Annotated in this window: 15 protein-coding genes and 1 pseudogene; all 16 read right to left on the bottom strand. The window is 30.0% G+C overall.

The window, feature by feature from the left end:
• Positions 1-9: 9 nt before the first annotated feature.
• The gene (gene comGB, locus F1592_RS05395) at positions 10-1,074 is read right to left on the bottom strand and encodes a competence type IV pilus assembly protein ComGB (RefSeq protein ID WP_053017349.1); all 1,065 of its coding nucleotides are present in this window, start codon (positions 1,072-1,074) and stop codon (positions 10-12) included.
• Positions 1,046-2,020 (bottom strand): competence type IV pilus ATPase ComGA, encoded by a 975-nt coding sequence (gene comGA / locus F1592_RS05390; RefSeq protein WP_149809747.1) that lies wholly within the window; start codon positions 2,018-2,020, stop codon positions 1,046-1,048. Before comGA ends, comGB begins: the two co-directional genes overlap by 29 nt.
• A gap of 51 nt (positions 2,021-2,071) precedes the next feature.
• Positions 2,072-2,698, bottom strand: coding sequence for an MBL fold metallo-hydrolase (locus F1592_RS05385; protein WP_053017353.1), 627 nt, complete (start codon positions 2,696-2,698; stop codon positions 2,072-2,074).
• A gap of 1 nt (position 2,699) precedes the next feature.
• A complete protein-coding gene (locus F1592_RS05380; protein ID WP_011275666.1) occupies positions 2,700-3,023 on the bottom strand; it encodes an MTH1187 family thiamine-binding protein in 324 nt (107 codons plus the stop codon).
• Positions 3,023-4,009, bottom strand: a complete 987-nt coding sequence (locus tag F1592_RS05375; protein ID WP_037536575.1) for an ROK family glucokinase — start codon at positions 4,007-4,009, stop codon at positions 3,023-3,025. Before F1592_RS05375 ends, F1592_RS05380 begins: the two co-directional genes overlap by 1 nt.
• A complete protein-coding gene (locus F1592_RS05370) occupies positions 4,006-4,209 on the bottom strand; it encodes a YqgQ family protein (RefSeq protein ID WP_037536577.1) in 204 nt (67 codons plus the stop codon). Before F1592_RS05370 ends, F1592_RS05375 begins: the two co-directional genes overlap by 4 nt.
• Complete coding sequence (locus F1592_RS05365) at positions 4,193-5,650, bottom strand: rhomboid family protein (protein WP_149809746.1); 1,458 nt, start codon at positions 5,648-5,650, stop codon at positions 4,193-4,195. Before F1592_RS05365 ends, F1592_RS05370 begins: the two co-directional genes overlap by 17 nt.
• Before the next feature lie 15 nt (positions 5,651-5,665).
• A complete protein-coding gene (locus F1592_RS05360; protein WP_053041566.1) occupies positions 5,666-6,202 on the bottom strand; it encodes a 5-formyltetrahydrofolate cyclo-ligase in 537 nt (178 codons plus the stop codon).
• 235 nt (positions 6,203-6,437) lie between these two features.
• Positions 6,438-6,587: a 50S ribosomal protein L33 gene (gene rpmG, locus F1592_RS05355; RefSeq protein ID WP_011275661.1), complete on the bottom strand. Its 150-nt coding sequence runs from the start codon at positions 6,585-6,587 to the stop codon at positions 6,438-6,440.
• 117 nt (positions 6,588-6,704) lie between these two features.
• Positions 6,705-8,750, bottom strand: a complete 2,046-nt coding sequence (locus tag F1592_RS05350; protein ID WP_053017360.1) for a peptidoglycan D,D-transpeptidase FtsI family protein — start codon at positions 8,748-8,750, stop codon at positions 6,705-6,707.
• Positions 8,751-8,877: 127 nt separating this feature from the next.
• Positions 8,878-9,477 (bottom strand): superoxide dismutase, encoded by a 600-nt coding sequence (locus F1592_RS05345; protein ID WP_037558187.1) that lies wholly within the window; start codon positions 9,475-9,477, stop codon positions 8,878-8,880.
• 455 nt (positions 9,478-9,932) lie between these two features.
• Entirely contained in the window at positions 9,933-10,355 is a 423-nt protein-coding gene (locus F1592_RS05340) for a Fur family transcriptional regulator (protein WP_011275658.1), read from the bottom strand.
• Positions 10,342-11,204, bottom strand: a pseudogene (locus tag F1592_RS05335) (metal ABC transporter permease). The gene F1592_RS05340 and the pseudogene F1592_RS05335 overlap by 14 nt, the downstream one beginning before the upstream one ends.
• Before the next feature lie 62 nt (positions 11,205-11,266).
• Entirely contained in the window at positions 11,267-12,043 is a 777-nt protein-coding gene (locus F1592_RS05330) for a metal ABC transporter ATP-binding protein (RefSeq protein ID WP_053017364.1), read from the bottom strand.
• Positions 12,044-12,290: 247 nt separating this feature from the next.
• Positions 12,291-13,181: a deoxyribonuclease IV gene (locus F1592_RS05325; RefSeq protein WP_037536592.1), complete on the bottom strand. Its 891-nt coding sequence runs from the start codon at positions 13,179-13,181 to the stop codon at positions 12,291-12,293.
• A 9-nt stretch (positions 13,182-13,190) separates the two neighbouring features.
• Positions 13,191-14,537: a DEAD/DEAH box helicase gene (locus F1592_RS05320; RefSeq protein ID WP_037536595.1), complete on the bottom strand. Its 1,347-nt coding sequence runs from the start codon at positions 14,535-14,537 to the stop codon at positions 13,191-13,193.
• Positions 14,538-14,552: the final 15 nt, after the last annotated feature.

Genomic DNA, 14,552 nt, shown 5'->3' with positions numbered 1-14,552 from the left:
AACTCCTTATCATTTAATATTTTGCATTAACTGAAACATTGGTAACATAATTACTAAATACAAACTAACAATGAACAAGCCTAGAAACAGAAAAATAATTGGTTGAATGATTTTTGTATGAAGAAGTGATTTTTCTTTAAATCTATTAATTAAAATACTTGAGTAAATTTTAAGTTCTATATCTAATTTGGCACTTTTTTCTCCCTGCTTTATAAATTTAATTAAGTCTTTTTGAAAACACGGCATCATAGCTAAACTATTTGCTAAAGTTTCACCTCTATTAGTTTTATCCATTAAAAATTCTCCTAGAAACCTTAAATATTCATTATCATTTTGTTTAATATATGTTGTAACAATGTCCTGTAAACTTACGCCATTTTTATAAAATAGACTTAAATCATTAGATATTTGATAAGTTTTAAAAATTTTATAATAGCTATTAAACAAAGGTATTGATGATAAAATAATTATTTTTTTAGAAGTTTCTATTCGTAATAATACTATGGTTAAAATTACAAAGATTAAAATTAAAATAGTAATGAAAAAGATTAAAAAAGCGGGAAAAGAAGTAATCATTGAGGTTAAGAATTTCTGGTAAAATGATAAATTTACATCCATAGAAATGTATAGTTGTTCAAATTGTGGAATGACAGTATAGTTTAAAACTACTATCATACACATAAAAATACAGCATAATAAGAGTGGATATTGAACAGCTTTAATTACTTGCTGTTTTGCAGATAAATTTGTCTTTAAATATTTAATGGACTCCTCTAAAGCGTCTTCTAAATTACCATATTTTTGTGAAAAATAGATTGGAGTTGTAATTGAATTTGGATAACCTATCAAATTTAATACTTCATAACATGTTTCACCTGACTTAATAGATGCTATGATTTTATTTTTTAATTCCTTATCTCTGTATTTGAAATATAGGTTGATGAACTCAAAACTCTCTAAAAGTGTGAAGCCACTTTTTAATAAGTTTGACAGTGTTTCAAGTAAGTGAATCATTTGTGCACTCGTTAAATTCTTAGATGACATTTTAAAAATATTTACTTGCAGTATCTTCACAAATTGTTCCTTCTTTAGATAATAAATTTAATTGCTGTTCTAAATTATTAAAATTATGTGGCATTGTTTGTTCATGCTCGAAGAAATATTGTATCTGCATTTTATCTATTGTTTCACAAATTAAGCGACGCTCATTCTGAGTAGTCGTTATTAATCTTTGATTAGAAATGATATTGATAGATTGAGTTAATTCTTGAATTGAAATTCCCATCTCAAGTAACCGAAGTAATGCACCTCTACAATTAGTAGAATGCATGGTTGATAATACAAGATGTCCACTCAAACTAGCTTGAATAACACATTTAGCAACCTCTGCGTCTCTTATTTCACCTATTAAAATAATATCAGGATCACATCTTAATATATCTTTAAATGAACTTATGTAGTCTATACCTGCCTTTTTATTTATTGATATTTGGGTAATGCCTTTTAGTAATTGCTCAACTGGGTTTTCGATAGTGATAACATTAAGATTTAATTCTTTATATGCGTGTAGAACCATTTGATACATTAGAGTACTTTTGCCGGATCCTGTGGGTCCAGTTAATAGAATTAATCCCTGCTTTTTATTTACTAAGTGTTTAAAATCGTTAAATTCTTTATATTCTTTTTTTGCTTGAAAATATTGAGGAATTATCCTAATTACACAACTTTCTATACCTAAAGACAAAGGTAATGTTGAAATCCGTAAATAAAAAGTAGATTTAGATTGATAAGTATAACGACCACTTTGAGCGGATTGTTGAGATGAAACGTCCAAGCCTGATTTGAACTTCATAAATACTAATAATTTTTGATATATATCTAAGTTGAATATTTCATAAAGTTCAAGGTAATCATTAATTCTAAATTTAATATGAACTTCATCAACTGAAGGGATAAAATGTATGTCGCTCGCATTTTTTGAAATAGCTTTATTAACTATCTCTCTGAATAATAGTTTCAAAAAAACACCTCCTACATATATAAACGTAGGAGGTGAAGAAATTACTTTATTTTATTGGCCATCTAAAAATGGATTTAATTGCTCGTCATCGACTGTTGTATATGGACCATGGCCAGGGAATAATGGTAAATCGCCTTCTAATTCAAATAATTTATCTTTGATAGAATCAACCAGTGTTTCATAATCACCGCGATATAAGTCAGTACGACCTATACCATTGTTAAATAACGTGTCACCGACTACAGCGAAATCCTCAAATACATACGTCAAACTTCCAGGAGAATGACCAGGAGTATGCAGTACATTGAATTTAAATCCTTCAATATTGTACTCACCTTCATCTAATTGGATTGGTGAGACGTCACTAGTAATTAAAGGCATACCATATTGCTTAAACTTAGCAGAACCATTTTTATCAGGATCCTTTAGAAAACTAAACTCTTCTTTATTCATGTATAATGGTACTTCATATTTATTAACGACATCGTCTAGTGCACCAATATGATCAAAGTGCGCATGTGTTAATAAAATTGCTTTTAATGGTTTGTTAATTTTATTTAATTTTTTAAAAATCTTATCTGGTTCACCAGCAGGATCGATTAATATAACACTTTCTTCATTTTCAATAAAATATGCATTAGTATCTACCATTCCTAAAGTTAAGCTTGAGATTTTCATATTATTCTCCTTGATTATCGATATGTTTTTGAACTGATTTTAGTTTATCGTTCATTTTACGTGATTTATCGCGTCTATCATCTATACGTAAGTTTGTGCAAACTCTATCAATACCTTTATTAAACGGCAATTCATGGATTGCCTGTACTACTTCGAATAAGTCTTTTAAATCCCCTTCGATTAGAGTATTCATTGGAGTTAATTGATAATCAATTTTTCCTTCTTGTTTAAAACTTTCTAATTTCATTTGTATTTCTGCAATATATTTACTAACACTTGGTCCTTCAGTTCCAACTGGAATAATAACTACATCAACAATAGCCATTATTTAACACCACCCTTTTCTAATATATATGTTTTAATTAGCCCTGCTGCACCAGTTATTCCTGCATCATTACCTAGTTGAGCTTGAACAATTTCAGTATCTTTTTGAGCGGGAGTGAATGTTAAGTTGTGGTACTCAGTTTTAATATTTTCGATTAAAATCAAACCAGCTGTTGACATACCTCCACCTAAAACGATGTATTTGGGATTGCTTGTTGCGCTAATAATACTACATAAATAAGCGATGTGGTTTGCCACTTTTTCAGTAATAAAGATACAGAATTGATCACCTGCTTTAGCGGCATCAAATACGGCTTTAGCTGTAACTTTATTGTCTTTTATTAACGGTAATATTGATGATTTAAACGTTAATTTTGGATAATAAAAATTAACCAAATTAACGACACCAGTAGCAGAAGCAACAGTTTCTATACAACCTGATTTACCACAATTACAATTAAAGCGTTGATCAAAATCAGTTCTGATGTGACCTATTTCTGCACCTGATCCATTATGACCATGGACAAGTTCACCATTAGAGATAATACCTCCACCTAAACCGGTACCTAATGTTATAGCAACTACATCGTCAGCACCTTGACCTGCACCTTTATGTTTTTCTCCTAATGCCGCTACATTAGCATCATTATCAACATACACAGGACAGTTAATAAATTCACTAAATATTTGTCGAACATTTACACTACCTGGCCAATGCAAATTAACTGCCCCATTAACAATGCCAGTTTCAAAATCAACAGGCCCCGGTACACCAATTCCAACACCAATGACATCATCAATTTTTAATTGGTGAGTTGAAAGTGTTTCGTTAAATGAATGATAGATATTCTTTAATAATGTTTTCCCCGTGTGGTCAGACGTATCTGTTTTTATAGACCATTTGTGTAGTTGTTCGAGTTCGCCATTGAATATTCCAAGTTTACAAGTTGTCCCACCAATATCTGCTGCTAAAATAATATCTTTCATTTATGCTCATTCCTTCTTTGGTTAATTAGTAAAATACATTTAAGGTATTCATCTTTAGATAATAGTTCGTAATGATATAATGATTTTATTTCTTGTAGCATCATTTCATACATATCGTTTGGATTTTTAAAATAGATAATAAATCCATAACGCTTTAAAAGCTGTAATACATCATAGAAATTTTTAATTTCTCGATTCATTTGATTGATCCAACTCTTTTTTTAAATTTTTATAATCATTATCGTCAGAATTAATAGTTAAAGCTTTTTTTACATATTTGAGTGCTTTTCCATTATCATCAAGTGCTCTATTAGCAATTGCAAGTTCATAGTTCAAAAGACCAGAATTCGGATGGTTTTTTAAACCGCGTTCCCAATCCGCCATGCCCTCTGCTCTAGAACTTGTAGCTGCTGTTATAAGCCCCTTTAAATAATACGTTCGATCGTCATCATAACCTTTGTCAATTGTATGGTTTACAATTGAACTTGCCTCTTTATAATTATAGTCTAATATAGCATCCTCAATTAATTTATCATAAATATTTTCTTCTTTAATAGTAAAAATTCTTACCTGTAATGCAACAAACAAAACAAGCAATATAATTAAGAAAATCCAAAATAAATTACGATTGTGTGTGAAATAATAACCAATTAAAGTGATTAAAACACCACCAATAAATCCTCCTAGATGAGCCATAATATTAATATTAGACATAAATAATGATAAAACAATTAGCACTAATAATGCGATTAACATTTGACCAATTGTTTTTCTAGTATAGGTCTTACTTACAAACATCATTGCAAAAATTGAGCCAATTAGCCCGAAAATAGCTCCGCTAGCACCTACAGATACAGTATGAAGATTAAATGATAGTGAAATAAAATTTCCGAGTAAACCAGAAATTACATAAATCCCTAACATTCTTAATGGGCCGACTATAGATTCGACTATCTTACCGAAAATAAATAATGACAGCATATTAATTAAAATGTGCTCAAAATTAAAGTGTAGAAACATGGATGTTATAAGTCGATACCATTCGCCATGAACGACGTTAAAGTGTACTAATCCACCTAAATCTAACAATTTAACATCGGAAAAATGATTTAGATAAAGAATCATTATTAGCCATATCAAAACGTTGATTATGATTAACCCATATGTCATAGGTGTAAAACGCAACATATGTTTATCAATTGGGTTTTGTGACAATACACGTCGCTTATAGTAATTTGATAGTTTGTTATCTTGTCTAAACATTAATTTAGTTAATATATTATTATGAATCAATTTATTTAAATCATTGTTATTTGAAATACTCATGCTTTCTATTTTAATGGGACTAGAGTCAGCGGATTTGATATTATCAAATTTTTGATCTGTGAAATAATAATATTTAACGCTTTTTAATTTAAAATTGAGGTCATCCTCATATTGTTGATAATTATCCAACATTTTAGCTTTATCAAACTGAATTTCTTGGTTAGAAGCGATATCTTTCCTAAATATCACTAGCTTGTTTTTCTTTTTATGTATAAGCCAAATTTCACTATCATTTTTATCAATATTTACAATGTGATAATTGTAATATTTTATAAAATAATAGATAGACTTCCAGAAGTATTTTTCTGTATCCATTAATTCCTCCAAAATTTAAGTATTGAAAATTATTAATTTTTCAACAGGTTGATCATGGGATTCGATATCAAACTGTGTTAATTGTAGGTCATAAATTAAACTAATAGTATTGGCATTTGAATCACTTAAGAAGCGATCATAATATCCTCCACCATAACCTATTCGATAACCATCATCTCTAAAAGCAACTCCAGGAACAACAATTAAATCTAATTGATCAGTAATTTCAGTGTCATCATTAACATATAATAAGCCTTTTTCATCTTTTTCAAGTCGGTTTAAAGATAATAGCTGTTTAAAATTCATTTCTTTTAATTTGTAGTTTGTATTAGGAACAAAGACTTTCTTATCATCAGATAACATCGTTTCGATGATGGGATAAGTATCTACTTCATGAGGCATAGATAAAACAATACCTATTCTTTTCGCGTTTTTATATTCAGTATTATTGATTAATTGATTCTTCAACCATGCGTCTGCACGAAGTTTGTGTTCTTTTTCTAATTGTTTCATTTGAGATAATATTTCTTTTCTAATCTCTTTTTTACTCATAACATCCCCACTCTCTAAACACTATATATATTATAACGTTATTAAAAGATGATGTCATTTAGATGAAATAAAAAAGGAGCTAGACAGAATCCATTATGGATTCATAGTCTTGCCCCTGTAAGGATGACTTGAGCCGAAAAACGCAACTTTAGCGTTTAACTATCAAGTCGGTTACTGCAAATTAGCAATGTAGTCTTATAATATTATTTTTGAAACAAACTCTTTAGATGAGTTGTTATTTAGTTTCACGGTGTAAAGTGTGTTTATTATCACGTGAACAATATTTTTTCATTTCAACACGTTCAGGATTAGTTCTTTTGTTTTTAGTAGAAATGTAGTTTCTATCTCCACATTCTGTACAAGCTAATGTTACATTTACGCGCATGTTAAATCCTCCTTACCTTTTCTAAATACGACTTTATAATCATACCACTTAGTTTAAAAATTGAAAAGTATTATTTTTGATGCTCTAAAAAATTTCAATTCATTAAAAGTAAAATAGTTATTTTTTATCGTCAAAGTAATAATTAATTACATCTCTTCCTAGGTCTCCACCATTTAACCATGGTGGTGGGACAGGTTGATTTGTATATACAATTGAGAATGATAATTTAGGATCTTTAATAGGTGCATAACCTATATATGTTGAATTAACTCTAGATTCACCGTCTTGGAATACTTCAGCAGTACCTGTTTTTCCTGCAGATGGCACTTTAGTTTTGTGGAAACTTGAATAACCTGTTCCATCTTGCTTATTGAATGCCATCTCAAACCCTTTTTGAACTTCATTAATTTCATCTTCAGAATTGTTTACTTTGTTTAATACATTACCTTTGATTTTTTGTTTAACAGGTCCTATGTCATCACTATTTGTAGCATCATGAATTGCTAATCCAATGTGCGGTTGGATTCTATAACCATCATTAGCTATTGTAGAAACGTACTGTGATAATTGAATTGGACTATATGTGTCATATTGACCAATTGATAAATCAAGATAATTGCCTGAATTGTTTGTTAATGGTTCAATTTGACCTATTGTTTCATTTGGTAAGTCAATACCTGTTTTAACTCCCAATCCGACTTGATTAAGCCCTTTTCTTAATTTCTGGCCAGCTTCACTTATATCTGTAGGTAAGCCCATTCCACTATAGTAAGGATCTCCGGCTAATTTAAGAGCAGTTTTAAACATATATACGTTTGAAGAGTGCATTAATGCTTCTTTATCATTAATTCTGACTTTATCATTTTTATTAAAGTATGAGCGTTTTGTTAATCCACCTTTAAAATGAAGTGGCTCATCTATCATTTCCTCGCCAACTTTAATCGCATTATTTTGATATCCAGCTAATAGGGTTCCACCTTTTACTGAAGAACCAACTGCAAATTGACCAGTAAAGTTTCCTAAATCATAATCTGTTAGCTTACCATTTTTATCGATTTGTTTTCCTGCCATAGCTAAAATATCGCCATTTTTAGGATTTTGCACTACAATAAGCGCGTTATCCATATCTTTAGCACCTTGACTGCGTAACGTCTTGATTTGATTTTCTAATAAAGATTCTACTTTTCTCTGTAAGTCTATATCAATTGTTAACTGTAAATCATCGCCTCTAGATCCAGGATTGATTACTTCAGAGTTTATGACTTTTCCAGATTTATCAGTAGTATATTTCATTTCTTTTTTCTTACCACGTAAAATATCTTCATATTGATATTCTAAATAAGATTTTCCAACTCTATCATTTCGAGAATAACCTTTAGCTAAATATTGTTCGGTCAATTCTTTAGGAATACCTTCACTTGATGTAGATACACTACCAAATATACTTCTTAATGTATCTCCATAAGGATAGCGTCGGTCCCAATCCATAGTTGTATTTACACCTGGAAGACTATCAAGTTGCTGTGACACTGCAGCATATTCTTTTTCACTTACATCCTCATTCTTAATTGTTTGCGGGTTCATGGTAGAACCAGCAGACATTTCACGATAAATTGCTAAAACTTGCAAGTCTTTTTTTGATAAACTATTAATTTGTTTGTCTCCAACTTTTTTATATAATTGTTTATCATATTGGTCTTGAGTAATACTACCTTCATTTAACATTGAAGTTTCTTTTTTCATTAATTTGTCTACTTCATCTTGATGTTTCTGAATCCAAAAATCTTGTTTATCTCTTTCAGTAATTTTGTCAGTTTTCATAGTAATGAGAGAAGACAATTTTTTTGCAGTATCGAGCATATCTTTTTGACTTGTTTTCCTAGATCTTGTGTATGTAATCGTTAGTTTAGAAGCATTATCTACTAATACTTTTCCATTCCTATCAAGAATTCTTCCCCTAGGAACAGATTCATTTACAGTTATGTTTTCATCGTTTTTTACTAGTTGGCTATAATGGGAGCCTTGCGCAATTTGTAAATATCCTAACCTTAAAACTATAATTCCAAATATAACTACAATAGCACCAAACACAAAACTTATTCGTTTATTCATTGTGTGCTTTATTTTTTCATCATTAGACTTTTCCTTTAACCTTTTAAGCAAGATAACCTACCTCAATTATTAAACATGTTTACTCATAAATGATATATGAAAATTAAACATATTACCATCATTTTAATAAAAAAAGTGGCCTCTAATAGAGGCCACATGTTAATTAGGAAATATAGAATTATTTTGTTGCATTGTATAATTCGTCAACTTTTTCCCAGTTAACAACATTCCAGAAAGCACTAATATAATCTGGACGTTTGTTTTGATATTTAAGGTAATAAGCGTGTTCCCAAACATCTAAACCTAAGATAGGTGTTTTACCTTCAGTTAATGGGTTATCTTGGTTAGGTGTAGTAACAATTTCTAATTGACCATTGTTAACAACTAACCATGCCCAACCTGAACCGAAACGAGCTGCTGCTTTGTCAGCGAATTCTTTTTTGAATTCATCTAAAGAGCCCCATTGTTCTTTGATTTTATCAACAACAGTACCTTTTTCTTCAGAATTAGGAGTTAATAATTCCCAGAATAATGAGTGATTTAAGTGTCCGCCACCATTATTACGAACAGCTGTTTGAATATCTTCAGGTACACTATCTAAGTTAGCAACAATTTCTTCAATTGATTTAGATTCAAGATCTGTTCCCTCAACTGCAGAATTTAATTTTGTAACATAAGTGTTGTGATGTTTGTCATGATGGATTTCCATAGTTTGTTTGTCAATGTGTGGTTCTAATGCATCTGCTGCATATGGTAAATTTGGTAATTCAAAAGCCATAATTAATCATCCTCCTAAAAATTCGTTACATTTATAATAACAAGTTATTAACTAAGCAACAAAATATTTGCTTGCAACTAATATTAATACGCTTATTATCAACTTACTTTTATAATATAACTCAAAATGATAACTTTTAAACATAATTACAGACTATAATTGGTTATTTTTAAATAATTCCTACTTTTGACCTATGTATATCAAAATTTTTTAATTACATTTAATTTTAAGATTGTTAAATTAAACTGAAATATGATTTGTTTTCTATTCTGTAAATCTATTAATTCTTTAATGGGATTCTCAGTCGACTGACTCAAAAAACTGAGAAAGCTACAATTAACACTTTCTCAGTTTACATTGCTAATATATATTTGCATTTTAGCCTTACAATAACTCATTTTTAAATTATTTAAGTGTATGAGCAAAAACAATTGATATTTATAATTTAAAAAATTTTATTTTGAGTTTTGTTTTTGACATTCTTCACACACGCCATAAACTTCTAGTTTATGGGTGTGAATATCTACATTAGGTAGATATACCTTTATTTGATCAATTGGGCAAAAATCAATGACTTTAGTATCACCACAATTTTCACAAATAAAGTGATGATGGTGATGATTCATACAAGCAATTCTAAATTTCATTTCACCATCTAATTCAGTACTCTCAATAATTTTTAAGTCTTTAAATAAATGTAAATTACGATAAATTGTATCGAAAGAGATACCTGGATAATCTTTGTCTAATTGTTGTTGAATATGTTTTGCATTAATGTATTTATCTTCTTTAACAAAAATATTAATCATATCTTCACGTTTCTTAGTATATTTCAAACCATTATCTTTTAAAATTTTAATTGCATCATTTGTATTCATAAGTTATTGCCCCTTTTTAAGTCTTACAATTGATTTTTGAAATAACATTGTAAGTCCTAATAATAAAACTAATAGTACTACAATAACACCACCTGGTGAAATATTCATATAAAATGCTAAAACAAGGCCCATTATAACTGAAAATTCGCCAATTATGACACTTAAAATGATTAATTGTTTGAAACCTTTAGTTATTCTCATTGCTATAGCAATGGGTAATGTTATTAATGCGCTGACTAAAAGTATGCCAACCACTCTCATTGAAGCAGAAATTACCATAGCCACGATAACTATAAATAAAAATTGAATCCATTTAGGAATATTTATAACTCTACTATATTCTTCGTCAAATGAAAGTATAAATAATTCTTTATAAAATAAAGTAATAAATAAAATAACGACAATTGCTATACCTACAACCGTTAATAAATCACTAAGACTGACCGCACTTATGGAACCAAATAGTAAACCTACTATTTCTTGGTTAAATCCATCTGCAAGAGAAATAAAAATGGCACTTAGTGCAATCCCTGCGCTCATAATAATTGGTATGGCAATCTCTTGATAGTTAGAATACGATGTTCTTAACTTTTCAATTAAAAGCGCACCTACGATAGCAAATAATATTCCAAACCACATCGGATTAATAATAGCTAGTGCGGGTGACAAAGTTAGTATAAACATGCCAAATGAGATACCGCCTAGTGTAACATGGCTAAGCGCATCTGCAATCAAAGATAATCTTCTTACAACTATAAAAGCACCAATCAAAGGTGCAATAAATCCAATTAAAATACCACTAAGTAATGAATATCTCATGAAGTCGAAATTTAATAACGCTTCAATCATGGATATCACCACTTACTTGTTTAATTAATACATTCATTTTGTTACTCCTAATATATTAAATTTTAAACTTCACAACAATCTCTATTATGTTGATGATCCACAAATTTAATGGGGTGACCATAAATTTTAGAAATTTCAACTTCGTCTAGTTTTTTGAAGTCCTCGGTTGATCCATGGAAATGTAAATGTTTATTTAAGCATGCTACTTTTGTTGCTGTATCAGCTACAACGCCAATGTCATGTGTTACTAATATAATCGTTATACCTTCATCTTTTAATCTTTCAAGCGTTTCATAAAATTCGCTTACATGTTTTGCATCAATACCATTTGTAGGTTCATCTAAAACTAAGACAGAAGGATTGGAGATTAAAGCTCTCGCAATTAATACACGCTGTTGTTGTCCGCCGGAAAGTTCTGCAATATTCTTGTTGATGAGATGATTAATATTTAATCTAGTTAAAACGTCATCGACAAGTGCTTCATCTTTTTTATTAAACTTTTGAAATAACTTCTTTGTTTTAGTAAGACCACTAAGTACCACTTCTTTAACACTAGCTGGAAATCCAGCATTAAAAGCTGTAGCTTTTTGTGATACGTAACTTATCTTTAAAGCAGATTGGTTTTGCTTTTTATATGATTTACCATCTATATATATTTCGCCCTTTTGCAACGGAAGCAACCCTAATATGATTTTTAGTAAAGTAGACTTACCTGCTCCATTGGGACCTACAATTGCTAAAAATTCTCCTTTATTTATGTGTATATTAATATTTTCTAAAACTTGCTTATTATCAAATTGATAATCGATATTTTTTAATTCAAAAACAGGTTGATTCATTATTTCACCTCGTTTAATACTATACAATTAAGTTTAGAAGTTGTAAATAGTAATGTTTACGACTTGATTTAATAGATAATAAAATGGAGCGATACAGAATTATTGTAAAATTCATTGTATCACTCCTGAGAAAATTATTAAGTCTGTGAAGAGTTAAGGTTTAACGATTTTAAGGTTATACAGCTATTGTTTTATTACATCATAGCCTCAAATATTAATATTTGATTCAGCTTCCAATTAATAGTAATTATTGTTGAAGAATTTTATCTTTTAATTCTGAATCAAATTGTTGTGCTTTTAACATCTCTATTTCAAATTTATAAGGGGGTTTCTTATTTTTTTTATCTTCACCAACATAAGGTGTTTCTAAAATTTTAGGAATATCTTTGAAAACATCATGGTGTACTACATAATTTAATGCGTCAAATCCAATGTGACCGAATCCAATATTTTCGTGTCTATCTTTATGAGCACCTTGCTCATTTTTACTATCATTAACATGAACCACTTTTATTCGATCTAAGCCAATAATTTTATCAAATTCATTTAATACACCATCGAAATCCCCTTTAATGTTATATCCAGCATCATGAGTGTGACATGTATCGAAACAGATTGATAATCGATCATTATGCGTAACCCCGTCAATAATTTGTGCGATTTCCTCAAAACTTCGTCCAACTTCAGATCCTTTTCCAGCCATAGTTTCTAGAGCGATACGCACATCATTATCATGAGTTAAAACTTCATTCAAACCTTTAATAATCTGTTGAATACCTTTATCAGCACCAGCGCCAACATGTGAACCAGGATGTAGAACAATATCTTTAGCACCTAAAGCTTGTGTTCGTTCAATTTCATTTTGAAGGAAATCTACCCCTAATTGAAAGACTTCCGGTTTTGTAGTGTTAGCGATGTTTATAATATATGGAGCATGGACGACTAAATTAGATAAACCATATTTATCCATGGCTTCATGTCCTTTTTCGATATTTAAATCCTCTATGCTCTTTCTTCTTGTATTTTGAGGTGCACCAGTATAAATCATAAATGTAGACTCACCAAATTTGTGTGCTTCTTCTGCAGAACCTTCTAACATCTTTTTACCACTCATAGAAACATGTGACCCAAGTAACATTGCTTTCACCTAACCCTTTTTATTATTTTTTCGTTGTTGTCTATTTTGTCTTTTACTAAATTGTTTTCTTTCTTGTCTCTTCATTCTTTCGACTTCTTGTTTAAATTTCTTTTTATAACCTGGTTTGACTTTATTTTTAGTCTTACTTCGCACTTTATGTTTCACTTCGTTCGTTAAGTGATCGTCTTTTCTTACACGCTTACGTCGAGTATTATGTGCTTTAATTGGTGTTAATTCATTATTTTTCACATCAACATTTTCAAAATGGTAGCCTTTATCTTCAATTAGTGTGATTAAATGTTCTTCATCCGGACTATAAAGAGTTATTGCCACACCTTTATAATTACCTCTACCTGTTCTACCCACACGGTGTGTGAAGAAGTCAATATCTTTAGGTACGTCAAAATTAATAACATGACTAACGCCTTCAATGTCTATACCTCGAGAAGCTAAATCACTTGCGATAACAAATTGAAATTCTAAATTACGTATACGTTTCATTTGTTGCTTGCGCTCTCTAGGTGTTAAACCTCCGTGTATCATGCCAACTTTAATACCGGCTGCATTTAATGAATTAGCTAATTCATCCGCATTATCTCTACTATTACAAAATACAATACATAAGTACGGATTTAAAATATCAATTAATTGAAGTGTTTTATCTACTTTTTCAGTACCTTTAGTTGGAATTAGATAAAATTCGATATTTTTTTTATTTTGAGATTTAGAATCAACCTCTACATACTCAGGATTACTAAGATATTTATTTAAAAATGGTTGTAAGGATTTAGGTATAGTAGCACTGAAGACAGCTATATGTGCATTTTCATCTAGACGAGATGCAATTAAATCTACATCTTCAATTAATCCTAAATCAATCATTAAATCAGCTTCATCCACAATAAGATAAGATGCTAAGTGCGCATGTAAATGACCACTTTGAGCTAAATCATTAATTCTAGTTGGTGTTCCTATTACTAATTGCGGTTGATTACTTGTACGCTGTCTATCTTTCTCTATATCTGTACCACCTATAAACAAACTAACTTTAACGCCCTGTTTAAAAGTAGCTAGATGGTTTGCTGCCTGATATAACTGTTGTGCTAATTCTCTTGTAGGAGCCACCACGATAGATTGAGGTTCTTTATTTTCAACGTCTATTTTATCCATTAATGGTAATAAAAATGCATGAGATTTCCCTGTACCTGTTTGAGATTGACCTATTAAATTAACCCCTTTTTTAATTCTAGGAATTATTCTATTCTGAATTTCAGTTGGTTTTTCAAATTTTAAATCTTTAATTGCTTCTATAAGTTTTGAGTCTAAATTAAATAACTCAAATGGATGAGTTGCCATCGATTAGGCCTCCTT

The organism is Staphylococcus sp. GDX7P312P, assembly GCF_008385775.1.
Taxonomy (GTDB): Bacteria; Bacillota; Bacilli; order Staphylococcales; family Staphylococcaceae; genus Staphylococcus; species Staphylococcus haemolyticus.
The sequence above is the reverse complement of the archived record's forward strand: the minus strand, read 5'-3'. Positions and strand labels throughout refer to the sequence as shown.

What these genes read in the sequence shown, in the direction of transcription:
- F1592_RS05330 (WP_053017364.1), bottom strand. Translation starts at nt 12,043, where the DNA reads ATGAATCAACCTGTTTTTGAATTAAAAAATATCGATTATCAATTTGAT.
- F1592_RS05365 (WP_149809746.1), bottom strand. Translation starts at nt 5,650, where the DNA reads ATGGATACAGAAAAATACTTCTGGAAGTCTATCTATTATTTTATAAAA.
- F1592_RS05380 (WP_011275666.1), bottom strand. Translation starts at nt 3,023, where the DNA reads ATGGCTATTGTTGATGTAGTTATTATTCCAGTTGGAACTGAAGGACCA.
- F1592_RS05345 (WP_037558187.1), bottom strand. Translation starts at nt 9,477, where the DNA reads ATGGCTTTTGAATTACCAAATTTACCATATGCAGCAGATGCATTAGAA.
- F1592_RS05360 (WP_053041566.1), bottom strand. Translation starts at nt 6,202, where the DNA reads ATGAGTAAAAAAGAGATTAGAAAAGAAATATTATCTCAAATGAAACAA.
- F1592_RS05320 (WP_037536595.1), bottom strand. Translation starts at nt 14,537, where the DNA reads ATGGCAACTCATCCATTTGAGTTATTTAATTTAGACTCAAAACTTATA.
- F1592_RS05375 (WP_037536575.1), bottom strand. Translation starts at nt 4,009, where the DNA reads ATGAAAGATATTATTTTAGCAGCAGATATTGGTGGGACAACTTGTAAA.
- F1592_RS05370 (WP_037536577.1), bottom strand. Translation starts at nt 4,209, where the DNA reads ATGAATCGAGAAATTAAAAATTTCTATGATGTATTACAGCTTTTAAAG.
- F1592_RS05385 (WP_053017353.1), bottom strand. Translation starts at nt 2,698, where the DNA reads ATGAAAATCTCAAGCTTAACTTTAGGAATGGTAGATACTAATGCATAT.
- F1592_RS05325 (WP_037536592.1), bottom strand. Translation starts at nt 13,181, where the DNA reads ATGTTACTTGGGTCACATGTTTCTATGAGTGGTAAAAAGATGTTAGAA.
- rpmG (WP_011275661.1), bottom strand. Translation starts at nt 6,587, where the DNA reads ATGCGCGTAAATGTAACATTAGCTTGTACAGAATGTGGAGATAGAAAC.
- F1592_RS05340 (WP_011275658.1), bottom strand. Translation starts at nt 10,355, where the DNA reads ATGAATACAAATGATGCAATTAAAATTTTAAAAGATAATGGTTTGAAA.